The sequence below is a fragment of the Vibrio sp. RM-69-4 genome, from assembly GCF_024743775.1.
Taxonomy (GTDB): domain Bacteria; phylum Pseudomonadota; class Gammaproteobacteria; order Enterobacterales; family Vibrionaceae; genus Vibrio; species Vibrio anguillarum.
Genome location: NZ_JAMQXI010000080.1, coordinates 1 through 18,961 on the forward strand (window position 1 = coordinate 1; position 18,961 = coordinate 18,961).

Genomic DNA, 18,961 nt, shown 5'->3' on the forward strand with positions numbered 1-18,961 from the left:
TCTTACTCGAAAGTAAAACGTAATTTTAAAGCTATTGTTGTTCCAACAGAACAACAATGAATTGACTGTGCCAAAATCAAGTAAACTTGATTCTGATTGGTCACTCAGTTCATTGATAAATCTTTTTTGATTATCATCAACGAGTGCCCACACAGATTGATAGGTTTATATTGTTAAAGAGCGTTCCTGTCGAACAAGACCGTTAAGTCCGTGTCGCTAGGGGTGCGAATAATACGCTTTAGCTTTTAAGAGTCAAGAGTTATTTTTAACTATCTTTCTCTTTCAACTAGTAACTCGTTTGTGAGGCTTGCCTCACTCCGTGTCAGTGAGGCGGCATTATAGGGAGGTTTTACAATGTGACAAGTTCTTTTTTAAAATCACCTTTCATTCGCTTAAAAAGCCACCAATGTCGCGTTTTATTGAATAAAACTTCAACATTTGAAGGTTATCACAGCAATTGGTTGGAAAAACACCAAGCATAAACGTAAGATTGATGTGTCTATTTTGTTAATCCTAGACATCCTTCTTCTTTTACTTGATATGTAGTATTCCAATATGAACTCTAATAAATCGATTTTACTGGTTGCATCTCTTGCAATAATAGGCGCAATCCTTTTTTCTCTGGTCGCGCTTTCTCCCGCAATTACTTTTGTTCTTGGTGTTGTCTCTTCCGCTCTTGTTTTTAAATTTTTTGGCAGCAAAACGCTAACCGATGATGAGGAGTCAAAACTCTCAACGAAAACACTGTATGTCGGTAACTTGCCATACAAAGCGAATGAAGCTCATGTTCGTGAACTTTTTGCCAAATATGGAGAAGTCTTTGCCGTACGTTTGATGAAAGATAAGCGAACAGGCAAAAGGCGTGGATTTGGCTTTGTTGTGATGGCTTCTGCAAATGTAGATGGTGCTATTTCAGCTTTGAATGAGAAAGACTATATGCAGCGTACATTAAAAGTACGTGTGGCGAATGATCCTAAACATCCTGATGACGATATGTTTGAACAGGAGTAAAACCTAAGTGAGCTAATCGGCTATTGAGCGCGCTTTCTTCCCAAGGAGGTGCGCTTGATAATATCCTGTGTTGTTTGATTTTGTATTGTGGCTCGCTTTTCACGCCCAATAGCTCTTGCACACGACGAGCAATAGCTTCTCCGGAATCAACTAGCACGACACTCTTCCCTAATACGGCTTGGATCTCTTCTTTTATTAATGGGAAGTGTGTACAGCCAAGGACCGCCACATCAATACGGTTCACCAAAGGGCTAAGAATCTCTTTTAATTCTGCAAGATCGACAGCTTTGCCCCTCAATTTTTCTTCTGCCATATCCACTAAGCGCGTTGACCCTAGCAATTCAACATTCTTGTCAGATGAGAAATCTCGAATCAAATCGTGAGTGTATTGACGAGTGATAGTCGCTGGGGTAGCAATGAGTCCCACGGCTTTATTTGCCAGTGACGAGGCCGGTTTAATCGCAGGGACAACCCCCACAACTGGTACAGCAAGACAAGAACGCAGCTTGGGTAAGACGATGGTGCTTGCGGTATTACAAGCAATAACGACCAAATCAATACGCTCTTTCACAACGACATCGCTTACCAACCTAACCACACGCTTAATTAACACCTCTTGATTGAGCTCTCCATAAGGATAAGCTTCATTGTCAAACAGGTAGATGTAGTTTAATTGTGGTAGTTTGGCTTGGACCTCTTGATAAACCGATAACCCACCAACACCAGAGTCAAAGATAAGCACATTAAGCTGAGACGGTTGCGACACTCTGAGCACCTTATAATGAAAACGTTCCGATCATACTCGCTCTTTATCAATTGGCAATGCTCTTGCTCGGTATCTTTGGTGACAAAAACGCTCTTCCTGATCGATAGCTACTGGATCAACTGACAATAACGTCCTTTTTCATCATCACAGTTGCAAAGTAAAAACCGCCCAAAGGCGGTTTGAGGTGATTAGAATTGGTAAGAGCTTGTGAGCATAATTTTACGCCCATCTCCTGGGTAGTAAGCTCCCCAGTTGTTGGCATTTTCTGCATATTTTTTATCAAATGCATTATCGACACGTAGAGTCGCTGACCACTCTTTTTTGATATAACTTACCGCTAGGTTACTTAGCCAATATGCGGGCAACTTATCTAAGCTGTTTGATGTATCACCATCTTTATAACGAGAGCCCGTGTAGACACCTTCAACAAACAACTGCCATTCATAGCTAATATCATATGTTACAAATGCTCGCCCAGTATTGCGAGCGACCCAAGGCAATGTCTTACCTTTATCACCACCACTTGAAAATTCAGCATCAATAAGGTTGTACTCTAGCCCTAACTGAAGATTTTCATTTGCGTATAGATCGCCGCTAACACTAATACCATTCCGTTCAGATTCATCAGCATTGACGTTAGCGCCAGGAAAAAAGCCACCAATAGGTGTTGGTGCGCTGTTATCAAAAACAATCTCATCTTCTAGCTGTAGGTTAAATACGTCTATTTTAATACTGTAATCGTCCCCCAAAAGCCCCCAGCCAGCTTCTAAAGATTTACCTGTTTGAGGTTTCAAACCTAAAACACCGGGTGAGGTATAAGCTTGCTCGTCAATCTTAGCAAACCTAAAGTTCGTTTCTCCGCGCACATAAACTCGCTGAAACTGATTAATTTTGTAGTTAAGTCCGAGTTCGTAAGCATCCTGAGATTCAGATAGCTTTTCAGCCTCTGGGTAGATAGCACCATCGTACAACTCATCAGCGACGGAGCTGTATCTCGCACCAGTAGTCAATGTTAGGTTTGTGATAAGTGGATAATTTAACTGACCAAAAACACTATAATCATTTTGCTCATTGGCTCTGTCAGTTGATGAGGATTTGTACGAATGATCACTGTCAGTACCTTCTAAGCCAAAGAGAATATTACCTTCACCAGATTGAGTTGAGAACTGGTTTTCTAGGCTCACTGAACCAAATAACTGTTTGCTTTTGCTGGTAGTTGAACTGCCCCAAGCTGAGCCAGAGCCTGACGTGTTATCGTAAATTACGTCTGTGCCAACAATCCACGAACCACTTATGTGACGTTTATAACCTGTACGAAGTGCTTTAGTAATTTCATGAGAGTAATCCGTTGGATTTGTCGAACCAGCCTGAGTTGGGTCTTGCTTATATTGTTCTTCGGTTAATGAGCCAACATATTCACGGTTGTTATCGTAATAGCTCGCTTCAACGAAAAACTCAGTTTTGTCTTGCTCATAGTTTAGTCGGCCAAGCAATGCACCAGTCTCACGCTTATTATGCTCACGATAGTTATCACTGTTGTCTTGGCTTGCACTCAAGAATAGGTTCCAACGTTCATTGAGCTGCTCAGAAACGTCAACACTACCCGCGATAGAATCAAAACTACCAACACTTACTGAGACATTGCCACCATCTTGATGGCCACCTTTAGTAATGATGTTGATGACACCACCCACCGCTTGATCTCCGTATAGCACGGCGGCACTACCAGATAGAACTTCGACACGTTCAATCTGCGAAATCAAAATAGAACTCACTTGAGGCGCAGACAGATCTTGTTTATTCAAACGACGTCCATCAACGAGAATAAATGTGTTGTTCGCTGCTTGTCCACCAGTAAAACCTCGGATGGCAAAGACGGGGCCACTGTTACTATCAGAAATCTGAATGCCTGCACGTGCTCGCAGTAACGTGTCTAAGCTCCTAGCTCCGCTTGCAGCAATATCGTCCGAATTGATCACAGTTACGTTAGCTGGAATGTCTTCGATAGAGTTGTTGAAGTCACTTTTAGCTAGAACGACCATCGTTTCATCAGTGGTAACGTCTTGAGCATAAGAAGAGGCATACGGAAGCAGCGATGTTACAGCCGCCGCTAAAAGGGATTTATTCATATTGTGATCCTAATTCGCGTAAGTCCTACCAAATCAACCAAAAGGTGGAATAGATTTGGCTGCTGGCAGGTATTCGGACTTGAGAGCTCTTGACCTACTAACCCGACTTCCCACAGCATTTTCCTGCAGTGTCATATTGGGTGTTCGTTCTCTCTTACCGCTGCGCGTCAGTTCTGGATTCACACCAGATTCCCTTTTCGGCCATCTATACCGCTAGATAGCACCAGCTGAGGGCGATACTATGGCTCTATTGATAATTTGTCTAGTACTGATTGGTGTCAGCTATTTTTGTTAGCTCGCAATTAATGACTAATTCAGGACAAAACTGGACAAGCGCGAGGGATTGAATAAAATCTGCGCTCTTTATTATTTGAATGCACCATACCCAAGCAAAGGTAATACCATGGCGACTCTTGATGTAAACCCACAACACTACCAGCAACAGTTGGCGGAAAAGACCGAGCGTCTGACCCAAATGTTCGCACAATACAACATGCCTCAGTTGGAAGTGTTTGAATCACCAGAGCAGCATTACCGTATGCGTGCAGAATTTCGAGTTTGGCACGAAGGTGATGAGCTTTATTACATCATGTTCAACCAAGAAACGCGTGAAAAATACCGCGTTGACCAGTTTCCTGCGGCCAGTCGTTTAATTAATGATTTGATGCCACTTTTGGTCGATGCACTTAAAGGCAGCGACTCACTGCGTCGTAAACTTTTCCAAGTCGATTTTCTCTCCACTCTTAGTGGTGAAGTACTGGTTTCTCTGCTTTATCATCGCCAACTCGATGAAGAATGGATAACCCAAGCAAAAGCATTAAAACAGCGTCTCAATGATGAGGGATTCAACCTCAATTTGATTGGCCGTGCACGTAAAATGAAAGTCGTGCTAGATCGAGATTTTGTGATTGAGAAACTGAACGTACATGGTCAAAGTTACATTTATCAACAAGTGGAAAACAGTTTTACTCAACCAAACGGTACTGTTGCGCAAAAAATGTTGGAATGGGCCGTTGACTGCACGCAAGAGAGCCAAGGCGATTTATTAGAGCTCTACTGTGGGAATGGTAACTTTTCACTGGCATTGGCGAAAAATTTCGAGCGAGTGCTCGCAACCGAATTAGCCAAACCTTCTGTTGATTCCGCGCAATACAACATTGCGGCGAATAAAATAGACAATGTGCAAATCATCCGCATGTCTGCCGAAGAATTTACTCAAGCGATGGAAGGTCAACGTGAGTTTCGCCGTTTGCAACAGGCTGGGGTTGATCTCAAAAGCTATCGTTGCAACACCATTTTTGTTGACCCACCGCGCTCGGGTATGGATATCGATACCTGCAAAATGGTGCAAGGCTACGAGCGGATTGTGTATATCTCCTGCAACCCAGAAACCTTAAAAGAGAATTTAGACACTCTATGTGAAACACACAAAGTGACTCGTTTCGCTCTATTCGACCAATTCCCTTACACCCACCACATGGAAGCAGGTGTGATGCTGGAGAAGATTAAATAAGGGTTTAAACGGTTTTTAATTGTAGCAAAAATCTCTCTGGGTACGGCTTGGGGTACGGGAACAAAAAATCTACGATTATATAAATGGAAAGATACTCTCTTTCTACTTGGCTCTTCTGAGGTGTTAGCTAGGTTCATTCCCCGACGCAATCATAGAATTTATCTATAAGCTCACTTTGCACTTACATGCAGCTCTATGCGTTGGGGAACATGTTATACTTAGGTTATCATGGTAGATGTGTTTAATATTAAATACATCTACCTTAACCTATAAACATTCTAACACTTGCTATTCATTGTTGATTGAATAAGGTTAATTATTGCACTTTGGATTGAATCAATATCTATTTCACCAGAATTCACTATCGATAGAATCGTATTGTAAGTATCATCATCCGCATACTTAGACTTTTTTGATTTAGAATATTTTTAACTATTTGATTTTTTGTCTCTATGCTTTTTTTCATTCCTAGCTAATATCAACTTTTTATATCTTTTATTTTTCTCTTCTTCCGAAGTATTCCACAATTTAAAGCCTGCCGTACAATATAAAGCCATCTCCTCATTATCATAAAACTTCGATTCATTAACAATACCGACTTTCAATAGATACTTATATGTCCACAAACAAAGTTTTCTATCTCGTGGGGTTAACCAGCTAAATCTTTCATTACTAATCTCAGAGATATAAGTATTGCGAATAAAAACAAGGAAATACTCAAGCTCATGAGTGGATATAATTTTATTATCAATATTAATGGAAATAAAATCTCTAAATGTCTTTAAAAAAATTAAAATGTCATCGCAACGTTCACCATGAGTCTTGGGCGAATATTTCGGAATTTTAATATCCTTAAAATTTTCATTTATCAAACCATGCAAAGGAGATTTAATCGTAAAATCCATACGACTTTGATTAGACCTCATGAAATAAAATTCAAGCAATTCATCACTACTAAAAATCAGCCAAATGAAATAACAAAACTCTTTATTTGATTTTATGTGCACCTCTAAAACCTTATAAAACCCCAATTTAAAATAACTCATAACCCCTCACAAAAACATCATAACCATATTTATTCAATCATAACAAACACTATAAAAACATAGTAAAGAATATTATAAAAACGTGATAAAAACATGATAAAAACATGGTTTAAAAGTGATGCTAAAGTGGAGAATCTACCAAGTAAGAACATCATTAAAAAAAGGCCGTGACAAAAACACTCATAAACATTGGCCGCAATGCACGTCAAAAAACCACTCATCGCAATGAAAACAGTTTAAATTCACAATAATAATATTTCTTCATTTTTTATCAGAGTGAATAAATGAAGATTAAACCCTGATAGAATCACGCCATTAAAACAATACAAATTCCGGTATAGTTAATATAAGAAGATCAAGTCAAAAAATTAAAAATAACAACAAAATTACCTTTTATGAACAAATATCAAAAAGGTAATAAAATAATGACAAGTTTCATGCAAAACCCAAATCTCACTCTAATCAATGAATATGAACACTTATCTCAACCAGTCATAACAGAACATGGAAAATTAGTACTTGAGTATTTATCACGCATTAATAACGTATTGAAAACATCATTAGATGAATACAATAGGATTTATGTACAGCGAGTAGACCTTAGATATCCAAAATATTATTTCCATGAAGATAGTCGAGTTATAACTCGATTTATTGAATCAATAAAATCCAAGATAGAGAATGATTTAAAAAGGAAGGGAAAGACAGGAAGATGTAATTTAAGGTATATTTGGGTTAAAGAATATGCAACTTCAGAAATGCCACATTATCATATAGCTTTAATTTTCAATAAGGATATCTATTTTTGTTTAGGACATTTTGCTAATGATAGTGGTAATTTGTCTTCAATGATAAAGGAGGCATGGGCAAGTGCTTTAGGTAATGATTACTTTGAGGTGAGAAGTAGTGTGCATTTCCCAAGTAACTCTACTTATTACATTCATAAGGGGAAAGATTCTTATCAAGAGGAATACCGACAGTGTTTTTATCGCTTAAGCTACTTGGCTAAAGTTAATACGAAAGTATATTCGAATGGATTAAAAAACTTTTCGACTAGTCGAAAATAAAAAAAGAGGCGAGCCTCTTTTTAATGGTTACATTTAAAACCCAAATGTATATCGTAAACCACCGAAAAATAGACCAGCGACAGAGCCTATGACTTTACCTAGGATCTCGCCTGGTTTTCCGAAAATAGATCCAATATCGGAACCAATAGATGCGCCTTGTAAAGTTGTTTCTACAATGGCTTCCCAAAGACTTAAGGTGGTTTTTTTATTGTAATCGCTGGCATCGTTATCTTTCCAATTATCTGCATCATTGGAAATGGTACGATTTGCCAGCATTACTCGTTTATTGTTTGGTAGTATTTCGACAATGGTATAAAGCAATTTTGATAGATTGTAAGGCCTCTGGCGATTGACTCCATCACTGTAGCCCGCCACAAAGTAAAGAGTCTTCACATTTATCTGTGTGGCTTTATGTATACGTCTTGCTATCGAGTTTTGTTGTTTCTCCAGAAATGCCTTAGCCTTGTCCGTTGGTAGATTGTCGCTGTAGTTCCATGATTCAGGCCCTTTCAATGCAACGTCGGCTTGATTCACCGCAAGGATGAGCCGTTTTTCGGCTTCATCGCCTAATTGCGGGATAACAATGTCATTGATGAGTCTCAATGGTGTTCCCAGATCGCGAGAGCCGCCATCAAGTATCACCAGAACTAAATCAATGACCAACTGACCATGGTCATCTCGTTTGTTGAGAAGCTGTTTAATGGCCTGTACGTGTTTTTTATCCTCATCGATCCCATCTCCTAGCCCCGGAGTGTCCCATAGCACGAGATTATTTAAATGGTAACACTGAACACATTCAGTGTGTGGATCACTATTGATGCCGACTTGGGCAACCATCATGTCAAATAGAGCATTTATGGTTGAGCTTTTTCCTGCGCCTGTCGCCCCCGTGATCAGGATATTGAGATTGTGCTTTTTTATTTGCTTTAAATTATTAAGCACATAAGTTCGTTCGGCCTCATTTAATGATGCCTCAAGAATATCTCTTTCTAGCGTGATAAAGAGATCGTTAGTTGTAGACATAGTAGTTCCTTAAGTTTGGTTCGGAAAAATTACAGCTCGTGTCTTCCTCATGAGAAGAAATCAACGAGGAATAAAAAATGAGGTTAATTAGACTAAAAGAAGTATTAGATGTAACAGGATTAAGCAGAGCATATATGTATAAGTTAATGGCTGAGAAAAAATTCCCAAAATCAGTGTCACTTGGTTTTCGCAGTGTTGCGTGGCTGGAAAGTGAGATTCAAGATTGGATTCTTGAACGAGTTGCTGAGCGTGATGGACGTATCGGTGAGTTAACTACTGAGGAATGATGGAGCAGTGCTATTCATACTTACTTGACCATTAACTGAACCCTCTAACTTCGATATCATCGTAACACTCCCATTCAACGTACTGAAGAAAGTTTTGCTCCCACATTTGATACAGCTCATCGAAACCTGGAGAGCGAATGCTTTGCCATCCCGTGGCGACGGTAAAAGCGACTTGATTGCCAAAGTCAAAATCAATACATCGCTCTAACTCCGGATAATAGCTCCCCATATACGCAAAATCGGTAATGTAGAGAATATCAACCGTTTTACCATTCACAATGTTGAGGCCAATCTCAACCGGATGATATCCCCCTTCTTCCGCGCTATAGCTTTTGTCTCGAAAATGGATAGAGAGGGCATGGCTGGTGGACTGTGTTGATTCCATTGAGGCATGACAATGTTGGTTTAATAACGCCAGAAGCTTATTAGAAACAGGCAGCACTGACGGCGTAAAATTCAGTATAGACATGGCTAGATCTCCTAAAAGTGGCCGAGGTTAAAATGTGATCATGAGTGGTGTTCATCGAAGGTTTGAATCATCGATAACTGAATGTCATCAAAGAGGGACTGAGTAAGGTGTCGAGAGAGCGCGTTCAGCCAAGTATCTAACAGCGCTTTCACTTGCGGGTGTGCGAGACTTGCAGCACCGCTATCTGGTTGATAACACCAAAGATTGAAGAGATGAAAGTAGAGTTCAGGCTCCATCTCACTCGGTTTATTTTCCGAATAAGAAAAACTCGCTAAGCAGACAACCTGCCAATCTTCACTGGCCGATGTACGACGAAATTGAATTTCAATGGGATGCAGCCCCTGCCCCGTCTGGTAATAGCGTTTTTGTCGACAGTTCAGGACCATACGTTGAGCTTGTGGAGGAATCGAATAACGTTGGATTACCAAAAGCAATGCTCGATGAAAGCCATCCAGCAGTTCCAGTTCACCCGATGTTTTCTGGATCATAGTAGCCCCCTTTCTGCAAAAGAGATGGCGCTATCACCAACCACGATATGATCAAGAACTCGAATGTCCACCAGCGCTAAAGCCTCTTTAAGCCTTTGCGTAATTTGTTTATCGGCTTGGGAAGGAGTGGCATCGCCAGAAGGGTGATTGTGAGCAAAGATGAGCGCGGCGGCATTGACTTTTAAAGCCGCTTTGAGGACTTCTCGGGGATAAACACTTGCTGAATCAATTGTGCCAAAGAACAGCTCTTCAAAGGCAATAAGGCGATGCTGATTATCTAGAAACATCACCGCAAACACCTCTCTTTCATGGTGTTTTAACTTGCAAGATAAATAGGTTTTTGTTGCATCGGGATTGCAATATTGATCGCCTCGGAGGGCGCGTGCAGCAAGGATTTCTGCGGCCGCGTCGAGCACCCTGTCCGCCGTAACAGGACCATCAAAATAGTAGTTATTTTCGCGCATAAAAAGCTCCTAAAAATGAAACCGTTGAGGTATGCACGACGATGATATCTATCTGAAATTGTTTTGATTGCTATGGGGCAGCAACAGCAAATCGTGGTATTTTAAGCTATAAAGTGACACGGATTTGTGTGCTACTCTCATCTTAGACTTGATGCACAATTTTAAGACCGTCAGGGTTTGATTGAGAAAACAAAGAGGAAAGCGCAGAAAGTGACAGCTGTGAGGTATAATCGCCCATCAATCGCAATGCGCTTAGTTCTACTTAATCAACAGGCCATTCAATCAACAATGCGTCGTAACCAGAAAAGAGGAAGCCAATGAGTAAGATAGACAGGTTAACCATCCAGGGGTTTAAGTCTATCCGTTCGCTGGATAAGCTACAGCTCAACAACTTAAACGTTCTTATCGGTGCAAATGGCGTCGGTAAGAGTAACTTTGTCAGTTACTTTAGAATGTTGCATGAGTTAGTTGAAGGTCGTTTGCAAGTTTGGACGAGCAAACAAGGTGGCGCAGATCGTGTATTGTCATATGGCGTCAAAGAGACTCAGAAACTTCATACCACTATACGTTTTGGGGTGAATGGCTATTCAGCAGATTTAGAGCCTACCACGGACGATAATTTCACTTTTTCGAGTGAGAAGCTCTATTTTGACGGCCCATTTTTTGGGGTTACAGAGCCCAACTTAGGAGCCGGACACAAGGAGTCTAACTTAAAGAAAGAGATGCAATCAGGCACGTCATCAAAAGTGGCCTCTTTCTGTTATTCAGCGATTTCTGCTTGGAAGGTTTTTCATTTCCATGATACGAGCGACACAGCAGCAGTAAAGCGCCTTGGGGCAGTTCACGATAACGAGTATCTACGTTCAGATGCGAGCAACTTAGCCGCATACTTATTTAAGCTACAGCGTGAAAACTCTGAGGTGTATGCACAAATCTGCAAAACCGTGCGTTTAGCTGTACCATTCTTTGATGACTTCGTTCTCAAACCTATTCAGCTTGCTTCTGGTGAAGAGCAAATACGCTTACTGTGGAAACAAGCCGATAGTGACTACCCTCTTTGGCCAAGTCAGCTTTCCGATGGCTCTATCCGTTTTATTTGTTTGGTCACAGCTTTATTGCAACCTAACCCACCATCGACCATCATCATCGACGAGCCAGAACTAGGCTTACACCCTTATGCGATAACGCTATTAGGGGCATTGTTACGCAGTGCGTCAAAACGGATGCAGGTGATCGTATCTACGCAATCCGTTCCACTGCTTAATGAATTTGAGTTGGATGATCTTATTGTTGTAGAGCGTAAAGAAGGCGCATCGACATTTAAACGCTTAGATGCTGATAAATTCCGTACTTGGCTAGATGATTATTCGGTTGGCGAGCTATGGGAGAAAAACATCATTGGTGGGAGACCATCAAAATGACCATAGTGCATGTAATTTGTGAAGGACAAACAGAAGAAGCTTTTGTGAAAGAGTTGCTGGTGGAGCCATTCGCCCTTAAAGGCATTTACTTGATGCCAGGGCTTATTGGTCGCCCAGGCCATAAAGGAGGAAACTTCAAGTTTGAACGGCTTGCTCCTGATATCGAAAAGCGTTTGCTGGCAGATCAACAGTGCTATTGCACCACCTTCTTTGATTTTTACGGGTTACCAGAGAGCTTCCCTGGTAAGAATGCCGTCGATGCCAATGCATCTGTCGCCGTTAAGGCTCAAACATTGCAAAACGCATTCGCAGAAAAATTAACTGAGAAAATCGGTGCGAACGCTATGCGTCGGTTTATCCCTTACGTGCAGATGTACGAGTTTGAAGCACTGCTCTTTAGCGATCCGACAAAGATGGCTCAAGGGATGGACAAAGTAGAATTGGAAGCGGCCTTTACCGAGATCGCAAACAGCTTCGATTCACCAGAACATATCAACAACAGTCCGCAAACAGCACCAAGTAAGCGCATCGAAAGCCATATTTTCGGCTATGAAAAACCACTTTTAGGAACTTTGGCAGCTTTAGAAGTAGGCCTAGATACTATGCGTGAGAAATGCCCTTTGTTTGATAGTTGGCTAAAAAACATAGAAGCACTGGCTTAACCGAGGTTAAGCCATTTTAGCTTTGAAAGACTTTTTAGAATTACCATACAGTCTAACTAACAAACTGATAAGAAAGGCAAAGTTTTTTATACTCAAGGTTTAACATAGCAAGACGTGTTTCTTCGTTCATATCTTCTGCATCGCTGGTTAGAGACTGACGAATAGTCGAAGTATGTCCTAACAACTCAAAGGTCGAGTAATGACTTTCAGAAGCCGCATGTGATTGTGGTATAAACCAATGACTAATAAACTCTTTGGCCTTGCTAAGGCATTGGTATTCAGAGAGCTTAGTCAATAAAGATATACAAGTACTGATGGCCCTAATATGTTTAAAATAAGGCGAATTATAAGAGACATATAACTTATCAAGCTCTTGAATTGACACGATATACGTCTGCATCTTCACAAAGTCCTCACCATTTGCTCTTAGAGGAAATTGGCAGTCTTCGTGAGAGCAAGACACAATAAGATCATGTAGTTTAGCTCTCGCTTCTTTTATTTCTTGGTTAATCAATGCTCGTGTACTGTTCTTGGCATTCTGGGTAGCTGTAAAATACCAACCTAACACAGCAATGATGAAAGCTATCCACCAAGTCATTCTAATTATCCTTCAATCTCATTTATCTGACGACTGATATAACTATTTACTTCCTGAATAACTGACGGGTCATCATTAGAAACCAAGTTGTCACCAATAAAATTAATCATTTCTAAAGTGATAAAATCGTGCTTAACGATTGGCTCGCCATTTGGGTGTATAGTTGCAGGATGGGAAGGCATAGCTCGGACTATACCACCAAATATCTCTTCCAAGAATGAAGAACCATAACCAAGAACTCCATCTAAGTTAACTGAAACTTCCGGGTCATCTTTAAGCGCCTCTATCAAATACTGTTCACGAAACTCTTCACCACTATTGTCACCAAGGGATATATACCTTGGTCCAGGGTACTTCGTAAAGTCAGTCACTTTTAAATCGAACATGCGATTACTCATCATTTAACTGTTAATGGGATAGACATGGAAATCAATGTGCCATTCAAGCTCGTATTAAAGTCTTTAGGATCAACATCCATTGAGTCAGGGTTTGATGCATCTAGCATAAGAGAGCCTTTGCCCGACATAATCAAAAGCCGACCTTTTAACTCTTTAATAGCCTTTTGTAAGTCAACTCCACCGTAGCCCCTATTGTCAAAGTCTTTATGTCTTGAGCTTCTTTCGCGAACATTTTTAATGTTAATCATGCCTTGTAAGCATTCGCTATCTCTAGACGAAAAGTCTTTGTTCCTGCTGACTAACCGTTGGAATCGCTTAAAAAGCTCCCACGAATCTTTCGCCTTACCATGCTCTAAAGTGTAACGGATACCAACTCCAAGGTCTGCAACAACTACTACTAGGCGACCCTCCATAGTAGCAAACAAGCAACGAGTTTTCTTATATTGTAAGCCTTTTTCATTCATGAATGATGCGTCATAAGCATGCTCTGGGCAGTTGTTAACCGCTTCTATTAGTATCTTATATATTTTAGGAATTTGCTCACGTGAAACATCTGGTACTTTCCTACATACGTTTTCGAGTATTTGTCCTACCAACGATGAGTCACTTTGGGCAAAAGATTCCGTTTCCCACACCTTAAGCTTAGGAGGGGGAAGTGTATGGCAAAGGGGGGCTTTAGGACTACCTAACTGTTTATATAACTCTAGGTGGTTAAAAACGTGATTTGGTTGGATAGTCTCAACGGAGCTACCGACATGAGGCTTAATTTGATTTGGATATTTAATCTTGAAATTAACTCTTGGGTACAGCTCTTGAAACATTTCAATGTAAGAAAACAAGAAAGCACACCCGCTAGGATCTACCTTCTCTACCTTTCCTAGATTCAAGAGCACTGTTCCGTAAAAGTTACTCTGCTCAGAAGAATCTAAAAAAGAACCAATATCCTTAAAAAAAGAAAGAGTTTTATCCCTGTATTCAGGATACATAGGAGCAACCGTCAACACATTAGATAGAAGCTTAAACTTCTCAGTTTTAGGCTTAGCGCTTTTTAAACCATCACTTTGTGATGAAGGAATCCGGCGAGTTGTGAAAGACTTCTTTCTTGTTCTGAGTCGCTTTCGATGATTTTTAGCATAACGAGAGAAGACATTTCTCGCCCAGCGTTGTTTTTGAATATTTGACGATGCCACACTATCTCCTTCGCTTCTATTGTCACTAATCCCTGACTTTTTCATACTTACAGTTAGAATGATTTAACAGCTATACTATGCAAAAAATATCCTTATCCTATTTTTTACCTAACTTCAGGTCTGGGATTCGAATATTATCCGAGTAAATCATAATCTCAGAGCCGACTCGTTTAGTTTGAGCGGTGTACTGAAGATCAAAGACTTTCTGACGATATAAAGCATAGATATCCGAGATTTCTGGCGCATTGTCGTAAGAAACAACCCAGGGCTTATCTGTTATGCCATCTAGAATATCTCTAATCTGAACATGATCATCATGATTGTAAAAATTCCGATAAAGTCCTTGCCCTTTGAGATAGTAAGGTGGGTCTAGATAGATGAGAGTGTCTTGAGGAAGGTGATCGAGCTTGCTTTTCAACATCTCAGCGGTGTCCAGATTATATACATGAATCCTGTCTCGATTCATTGCAATACGTTGAATGCGATTGATCAACTCATCTTTGTTATAGCGAACATCAAGCTTCCACTTACCAGCTTGAGCCTTACCACCAATAACCCCTGCTTTAAGTATGCCAGATCGATTAGTTCGATTAAGGAAGAATGTTGCAAATCCTAGTTGTAATGGAGATCTGTTTTCGCTATCAGCAACGATAGTTCGCTGACGTTCCCATTCTTCGATAGTCACAGCAGTATCATGAATTAGAGCACACAATTCTTCTGTATGCTCAATTACAGACAACCAGAACGAGTACACCGCTTTATCTAGGTCATTGATATGAATATGTCGAACATATTCTTGAAACATTAGCTCAAGCGCAACTCCTGCTCCGCCAGCAAACGGTTCTACATAATGACCATCATGTAGTCCATTCTCTTCAATCAATGCTTTAAGGTAATACGCTAGCTTTCCCTTACCTCCGGGATAACGAAGCGGTGTGTAAAACGCCATAATTGCTACTCATTCTTTTGTTTCTGCGGGCGGATAGTAGCAACCTATTACCAATTTGGCCATTCTTATCAATCTTGCCATATTCCTTTGAAAAGAGGCTCCAAGTTATCCCACATGGTATTAATTGAGACTTTGTCAGGCATCATGTGCAAATTATGAACATATTGCTGGCCTGCACCGCTAGCTTTAAAGTAGTTATTAGAGTTGGCTTTCAAAGAAGTTGCTTCTTGTCCAGTAATCTTCTTATTACCAAGCAAGCAATCAGTTACAGCAACAACTTTGTCATGAAGTCCTGTTTTCTTAGGATTTTGCAGCTGGATCTGGTGCTTCTCCATGTAATGACTGACTGACATTTCGAGGAAAACACGAATAAGAACAGATATACTAAATCGGTGATCGTCAAAAGTTAGCTTACTTTTCAACTCTCTAAACAATCCAGAGCACTTCTTATTGTCACTAATAGTTAACTTGCAGCTAGCAGGAATAAGCATATTCCGGTTAGGGTTTGGTGCGAGCTTACTGCCTTTACCGTTTGAAGATTTTGGTTTATCTGCCCCCTCGTTAGGCTTCCCATTTTCAGTCTCCTTGTCTGTAGCAGTTTGAGGATCTATTTCACCTTTCGGTGCACCCTCTAGTGATGACGAAAGATCTTCACTCTCTATACCATTAGGTTTCGCATCAATATTCTTCCTACTGCCATCAGCTTTTGATGGGTAGCTAGCGGGGTCTGTCAGCTTCCAAGATCTCAATAATACTTGCTCTGGAGTAACAATACCCAATTGATTCATGAAATCTTTGCGATCATCCTTTTTCTTGATACGGTTGACTGTGAATTGAATCTTACCGTTGTCATCAGTTTCAAGCATCTCATCAAGTAGCTTAGTGATACGCTCAACAAATTGCTCTTTTGGGCATTTACAAAACAGACTTCCTGTCACCATATGAAGAGAGAGCCTCTCACGCACAGCAGGGTCTCCCAATAGACGAGTGATGTTGGTGATTTTTAGCTTGTTGGTATTGCTCTTTATCGAACTCTTGATATTCGATTCTTTGGTAATAAAAGTGATTAGCTGGTTGCCGAATGATGTTTCACCATGCTTAGCTCTATGGCGATCAACCTCTTGACCTTTCCAGTGAACTCGGCCTACACCATCATTCTCACCTGTATGCTTTAAGTTAACCCAGTGCTCATAACCTTCGTCATCTTGTTGATAGATGACACATTCCACAGCTTGCGGAATGTCAGGATTCGAAGCCAATAGCCCTTTGATCTTACGAACAGTTTTATCTTCATCAACAATATCTATATTTTGAAGAAGCTTCAGAGTAGTAACTCTTCGGTTCCCTTCAACTACAACGTAGTTCTCTGATTCATCTTTAACTACAACGAGTCGCTCTGATGGATCAACGCCGAACTCAATGATATCTTTTGCTAGCTTAAACAGCTTATCTCCCTGCTGTTTAAGCATAAACTCTATCGCTTGTCGCTGGTTCTCAGGTTGATTTGGGAACCTAGAGTTATCCAAATCCAACAGCAGATTATTAACATTGATCCTATCAAAAATCATATAATCCTCTCTTCAGCAGTCGCATATAAACTCGCCGAATAAAAAATTGACATACACAAATACGAGCATAATGGTAATTCTTATACTAACCAATGTTCAATCTTTTAATATCATTAAGTTACGGTTCTGAGAGAGCCTTCGTGATTTATAGATACCATTGTGACTGCGTATACCTCCTTTAGACCAGATCAAAACGCAATCACGCTTAGATATGTTATTCCACAATATATTGATGATGTAGCAATTGATTTTGTCTTTGAATCAATCCCGAAAAGCTTGGATTGACCAGAACTAACTCAAATAACCTAGCAGAGGAAACTCCGAAAGCATTATTATTGAGCCTATTTAGACTAGAAGGAGCCTTAAGCTCCCATTTTTATTTTTTGTCTGAGTCAAACTGACCACTCAAGCATTATGCAGATTTCGTCGGTAATAAAGGTACGACATTGGCAACCGTCAGAGATTGCAACTTCTCGCCCCACGCTTTCAGTACAACTAACTGCTCTTCAAGGTAATCGTGATGGTTGTATACCCGCAACATGCCTGGTAGCTGGTGACCAACCGTCTTTTCAATCGCCACGATATCCAGCCCCATTTCGCTACAACGGCTGATAAACGTACGGCGCAGATCGTGTGGTGAGAAACGTTCAAAATCATCCGGTAAGTTACGTTTAATGAGCGCACGTACTGCTGCGGGTTCCTGAACCTTATCGGCCAAAAGCTGAGGCCAAACAAGTTTCCATTTGCTTGGCACACTCTCACGCTGCTCTTTAAGAAGCGCCAACAGGTAATCGCTTAATGGTACTTTTCGGCTCTCTTGGCTTTTGGTGTGACGATCCTCTGAACTGGCAGGCAACAACCATACCTTATCTTGCAAATCTACCTCACTCCAGCGCATTTCAAGCACGGCACTAATACGTTGCCCACACCCAAGCAAAAACTGCATTAAACGGACGTTTGAGGGCTCTGTACGCCAAGAAGGCAAACTGGTTAGCAAAGTCTTCAACTCTGAAAAGCTCAAATTGCGTTTTGTGACCTTAGAGCCACCACCGACATCCTTGGATTTCAAATGTGGTGCAGGATGAGCACCAATCATATTCAAAGCTAGCGCATGGTTGAGCACCTGATTGATTATTCTATGGCATGCACTAATCGCACCCGCTTTTCTCTGTCCATTCTCATCAACCTTTGCATCAAATACTTTATTGAGATCAGAAATTCTCAACTCTTCTAATTTGATGTGACCAAGAAATGGCTTGATATCCCGACTATAAGTTGCCCTCGGTTGTTCACCTCGTAGCTGCTTGGACAAACGCTTCTCGTCATAACTGGTAAAAGCATCATCAAAAGTTTTCGCTTCCTCTTGCTCGCGCTGCTCTCGCGCTAGTTCCTGCTTCGGATTTTTATTATTTTCCAGCCAGCTACGGTAACGCCCTGCTTCTGTTCGAGCCTGTTCAAGCGTCATCCCCATTTCCGGTTTCAACTTAACATACCGCCCCATGGTGATTTTTTCGTGTTTGTTACCAGCCTGAAAGCGAAAGATCCAAGTCATCGTGCCCGTTGGTCGAACGCGAATATTCAATCCTTCTATTTTCTTATCTGGAATTAAATATTCCTTGTTTTGTGGCTTCAATGCTTTCAGTGTGGCGTTCGTACTAATTTTATCGACTGGCTTGATCATGACTGAAAAACCTCTGTATTTCTGGGTACGGCTCTGGGTACGGCGTGGGGTACGGGAAAAGACGAGTTTTCATTGTACGGCTAAAGACACCCTTGGACAACGAACAATTAAAACACAAATAAAAACAATAAATTAAAATGCAAAGTTGGATTTTAGAAGACGCCACAAGATTCAGAGTTCGATTTACCCACCACATGGAAGCAGGTGTGATGCTGGAGAAGATTAAATAAG

General features: G+C 40.8%; 19 protein-coding genes and 1 riboswitch. Of the genes, 6 read left to right on the plus strand and 13 right to left on the minus strand.

Annotation, left to right across the window (positions count from 1 at the left end):
• The first annotated feature begins 555 nt into the window (after window positions 1-555).
• Window positions 556-1,011, plus strand: a complete 456-nt coding sequence (locus NB504_RS17235; RefSeq protein ID WP_017044858.1) for a hypothetical protein — start codon at window positions 556-558, stop codon at window positions 1,009-1,011.
• Here NB504_RS17235 and murI read toward each other — a convergent pair.
• On the minus strand, window positions 974-1,777 hold the full coding sequence (gene murI / locus NB504_RS17240) for a glutamate racemase (RefSeq protein WP_172858979.1): 804 nt from the start codon (window positions 1,775-1,777) through the stop codon (window positions 974-976). The two genes, NB504_RS17235 and murI, sit on opposite strands and share 38 nt — an antisense overlap.
• Before the next feature lie 188 nt (window positions 1,778-1,965).
• Window positions 1,966-3,906, minus strand: a complete 1,941-nt coding sequence (locus NB504_RS17245) for a TonB-dependent receptor (protein ID WP_258429443.1) — start codon at window positions 3,904-3,906, stop codon at window positions 1,966-1,968.
• A 46-nt stretch (window positions 3,907-3,952) separates the two neighbouring features.
• A riboswitch (cobalamin riboswitch) is annotated at window positions 3,953-4,149 on the minus strand.
• A 160-nt stretch (window positions 4,150-4,309) separates the two neighbouring features.
• Here NB504_RS17245 and trmA point away from each other — a divergent pair.
• Window positions 4,310-5,419 carry a tRNA (uridine(54)-C5)-methyltransferase TrmA gene (trmA, locus tag NB504_RS17250; RefSeq protein WP_026028859.1) on the plus strand — a complete coding sequence of 370 codons (1,110 nt, stop codon included), beginning with the start codon at window positions 4,310-4,312 and terminating at the stop codon, window positions 5,417-5,419.
• A 428-nt stretch (window positions 5,420-5,847) separates the two neighbouring features.
• On the opposite strand, the gene NB504_RS17255 is transcribed toward trmA, so the two are convergent.
• Window positions 5,848-6,465: a hypothetical protein gene (locus NB504_RS17255; protein WP_232473097.1), complete on the minus strand. Its 618-nt coding sequence runs from the start codon at window positions 6,463-6,465 to the stop codon at window positions 5,848-5,850.
• A 425-nt stretch (window positions 6,466-6,890) separates the two neighbouring features.
• Between NB504_RS17255 and NB504_RS17260 the strand changes: the two genes are divergently transcribed.
• Window positions 6,891-7,532: an inovirus Gp2 family protein gene (locus tag NB504_RS17260; protein WP_088728550.1), complete on the plus strand. Its 642-nt coding sequence runs from the start codon at window positions 6,891-6,893 to the stop codon at window positions 7,530-7,532.
• Window positions 7,533-7,565: 33 nt separating this feature from the next.
• Here the strand turns inward: NB504_RS17260 and NB504_RS17265 are convergent, their stop codons facing one another.
• Window positions 7,566-8,555: a GTPase family protein gene (locus NB504_RS17265; RefSeq protein ID WP_088728549.1), complete on the minus strand. Its 990-nt coding sequence runs from the start codon at window positions 8,553-8,555 to the stop codon at window positions 7,566-7,568.
• A 77-nt stretch (window positions 8,556-8,632) separates the two neighbouring features.
• On the opposite strand from NB504_RS17265, the gene NB504_RS17270 reads away from it, so the two are divergent.
• The gene (locus NB504_RS17270) at window positions 8,633-8,842 is read left to right on the plus strand and encodes an AlpA family transcriptional regulator (protein WP_088728548.1); all 210 of its coding nucleotides are present in this window, start codon (window positions 8,633-8,635) and stop codon (window positions 8,840-8,842) included.
• Between the two features lie 31 nt (window positions 8,843-8,873).
• Here the strand turns inward: NB504_RS17270 and NB504_RS17275 are convergent, their stop codons facing one another.
• Genes NB504_RS17275 through radC form a run of 3 tightly spaced genes read right to left on the minus strand, consistent with a single transcriptional unit; the run spans window position 8,874 to window position 10,263 of the window.
• The gene (locus NB504_RS17275) at window positions 8,874-9,311 is read right to left on the minus strand and encodes a DUF2787 domain-containing protein (RefSeq protein WP_258429449.1); all 438 of its coding nucleotides are present in this window, start codon (window positions 9,309-9,311) and stop codon (window positions 8,874-8,876) included.
• A 38-nt stretch (window positions 9,312-9,349) separates the two neighbouring features.
• The gene (locus NB504_RS17280; protein ID WP_140089491.1) at window positions 9,350-9,799 is read right to left on the minus strand and encodes a DUF2787 family protein; all 450 of its coding nucleotides are present in this window, start codon (window positions 9,797-9,799) and stop codon (window positions 9,350-9,352) included.
• A complete protein-coding gene (gene radC, locus NB504_RS17285) occupies window positions 9,796-10,263 on the minus strand; it encodes a DNA repair protein RadC (RefSeq protein ID WP_001208958.1) in 468 nt (155 codons plus the stop codon). Before radC ends, NB504_RS17280 begins: the two co-directional genes overlap by 4 nt.
• 317 nt (window positions 10,264-10,580) lie before the next feature.
• Here radC and NB504_RS17290 point away from each other — a divergent pair, with 317 nt between their 5' ends.
• Window positions 10,581-11,684, plus strand: a complete 1,104-nt coding sequence (locus NB504_RS17290) for an AAA family ATPase (protein WP_258429451.1) — start codon at window positions 10,581-10,583, stop codon at window positions 11,682-11,684.
• Complete coding sequence (locus NB504_RS17295; protein ID WP_258429452.1) at window positions 11,645-12,346, plus strand: DUF4276 family protein; 702 nt, start codon at window positions 11,645-11,647, stop codon at window positions 12,344-12,346. Before NB504_RS17290 ends, NB504_RS17295 begins: the two co-directional genes overlap by 40 nt.
• A 52-nt stretch (window positions 12,347-12,398) precedes the next feature.
• Here NB504_RS17295 and NB504_RS17300 read toward each other — a convergent pair whose 3' ends face one another.
• From NB504_RS17300 to NB504_RS17325, 6 genes are all read right to left on the minus strand, one after another.
• Complete coding sequence (locus NB504_RS17300; protein ID WP_258429453.1) at window positions 12,399-12,944, minus strand: hypothetical protein; 546 nt, start codon at window positions 12,942-12,944, stop codon at window positions 12,399-12,401.
• A gap of 5 nt (window positions 12,945-12,949) precedes the next feature.
• A complete protein-coding gene (locus NB504_RS17305; protein WP_005378647.1) occupies window positions 12,950-13,330 on the minus strand; it encodes an STAS-like domain-containing protein in 381 nt (126 codons plus the stop codon).
• 11 nt (window positions 13,331-13,341) lie between these two features.
• Window positions 13,342-14,532, minus strand: coding sequence for a hypothetical protein (locus NB504_RS17310; protein ID WP_031779006.1), 1,191 nt, complete (start codon window positions 14,530-14,532; stop codon window positions 13,342-13,344).
• A 97-nt stretch (window positions 14,533-14,629) separates the two neighbouring features.
• Window positions 14,630-15,481 (minus strand): DNA adenine methylase, encoded by an 852-nt coding sequence (locus NB504_RS17315; RefSeq protein ID WP_005378642.1) that lies wholly within the window; start codon window positions 15,479-15,481, stop codon window positions 14,630-14,632.
• Window positions 15,482-15,549: 68 nt separating this feature from the next.
• Entirely contained in the window at window positions 15,550-17,049 is a 1,500-nt protein-coding gene (locus NB504_RS17320) for a hypothetical protein (RefSeq protein ID WP_258429457.1), read from the minus strand.
• Window positions 17,050-17,461: 412 nt separating this feature from the next.
• On the minus strand, window positions 17,462-18,730 hold the full coding sequence (locus tag NB504_RS17325) for a site-specific integrase (RefSeq protein ID WP_258429458.1): 1,269 nt from the start codon (window positions 18,728-18,730) through the stop codon (window positions 17,462-17,464).
• Window positions 18,731-18,961 lie beyond the last annotated feature (231 nt).

What these genes read in the sequence shown, in the direction of transcription:
- NB504_RS17235 (WP_017044858.1), top strand. Translation starts at nt 556, where the DNA reads ATGAACTCTAATAAATCGATTTTACTGGTTGCATCTCTTGCAATAATA.
- NB504_RS17245 (WP_258429443.1), bottom strand. Translation starts at nt 3,906, where the DNA reads ATGAATAAATCCCTTTTAGCGGCGGCTGTAACATCGCTGCTTCCGTAT.
- trmA (WP_026028859.1), top strand. Translation starts at nt 4,310, where the DNA reads ATGGCGACTCTTGATGTAAACCCACAACACTACCAGCAACAGTTGGCG.
- NB504_RS17255 (WP_232473097.1), bottom strand. Translation starts at nt 6,465, where the DNA reads ATGAGTTATTTTAAATTGGGGTTTTATAAGGTTTTAGAGGTGCACATA.
- NB504_RS17260 (WP_088728550.1), top strand. Translation starts at nt 6,891, where the DNA reads ATGACAAGTTTCATGCAAAACCCAAATCTCACTCTAATCAATGAATAT.
- NB504_RS17265 (WP_088728549.1), bottom strand. Translation starts at nt 8,555, where the DNA reads ATGTCTACAACTAACGATCTCTTTATCACGCTAGAAAGAGATATTCTT.
- NB504_RS17270 (WP_088728548.1), top strand. Translation starts at nt 8,633, where the DNA reads ATGAGGTTAATTAGACTAAAAGAAGTATTAGATGTAACAGGATTAAGC.
- NB504_RS17275 (WP_258429449.1), bottom strand. Translation starts at nt 9,311, where the DNA reads ATGTCTATACTGAATTTTACGCCGTCAGTGCTGCCTGTTTCTAATAAG.
- NB504_RS17280 (WP_140089491.1), bottom strand. Translation starts at nt 9,799, where the DNA reads ATGATCCAGAAAACATCGGGTGAACTGGAACTGCTGGATGGCTTTCAT.
- radC (WP_001208958.1), bottom strand. Translation starts at nt 10,263, where the DNA reads ATGCGCGAAAATAACTACTATTTTGATGGTCCTGTTACGGCGGACAGG.
- NB504_RS17290 (WP_258429451.1), top strand. Translation starts at nt 10,581, where the DNA reads ATGAGTAAGATAGACAGGTTAACCATCCAGGGGTTTAAGTCTATCCGT.
- NB504_RS17295 (WP_258429452.1), top strand. Translation starts at nt 11,645, where the DNA reads ATGGGAGAAAAACATCATTGGTGGGAGACCATCAAAATGACCATAGTG.
- NB504_RS17300 (WP_258429453.1), bottom strand. Translation starts at nt 12,944, where the DNA reads ATGACTTGGTGGATAGCTTTCATCATTGCTGTGTTAGGTTGGTATTTT.
- NB504_RS17305 (WP_005378647.1), bottom strand. Translation starts at nt 13,330, where the DNA reads ATGTTCGATTTAAAAGTGACTGACTTTACGAAGTACCCTGGACCAAGG.
- NB504_RS17315 (WP_005378642.1), bottom strand. Translation starts at nt 15,481, where the DNA reads ATGGCGTTTTACACACCGCTTCGTTATCCCGGAGGTAAGGGAAAGCTA.
- NB504_RS17320 (WP_258429457.1), bottom strand. Translation starts at nt 17,049, where the DNA reads ATGATTTTTGATAGGATCAATGTTAATAATCTGCTGTTGGATTTGGAT.
- NB504_RS17325 (WP_258429458.1), bottom strand. Translation starts at nt 18,730, where the DNA reads ATGATCAAGCCAGTCGATAAAATTAGTACGAACGCCACACTGAAAGCA.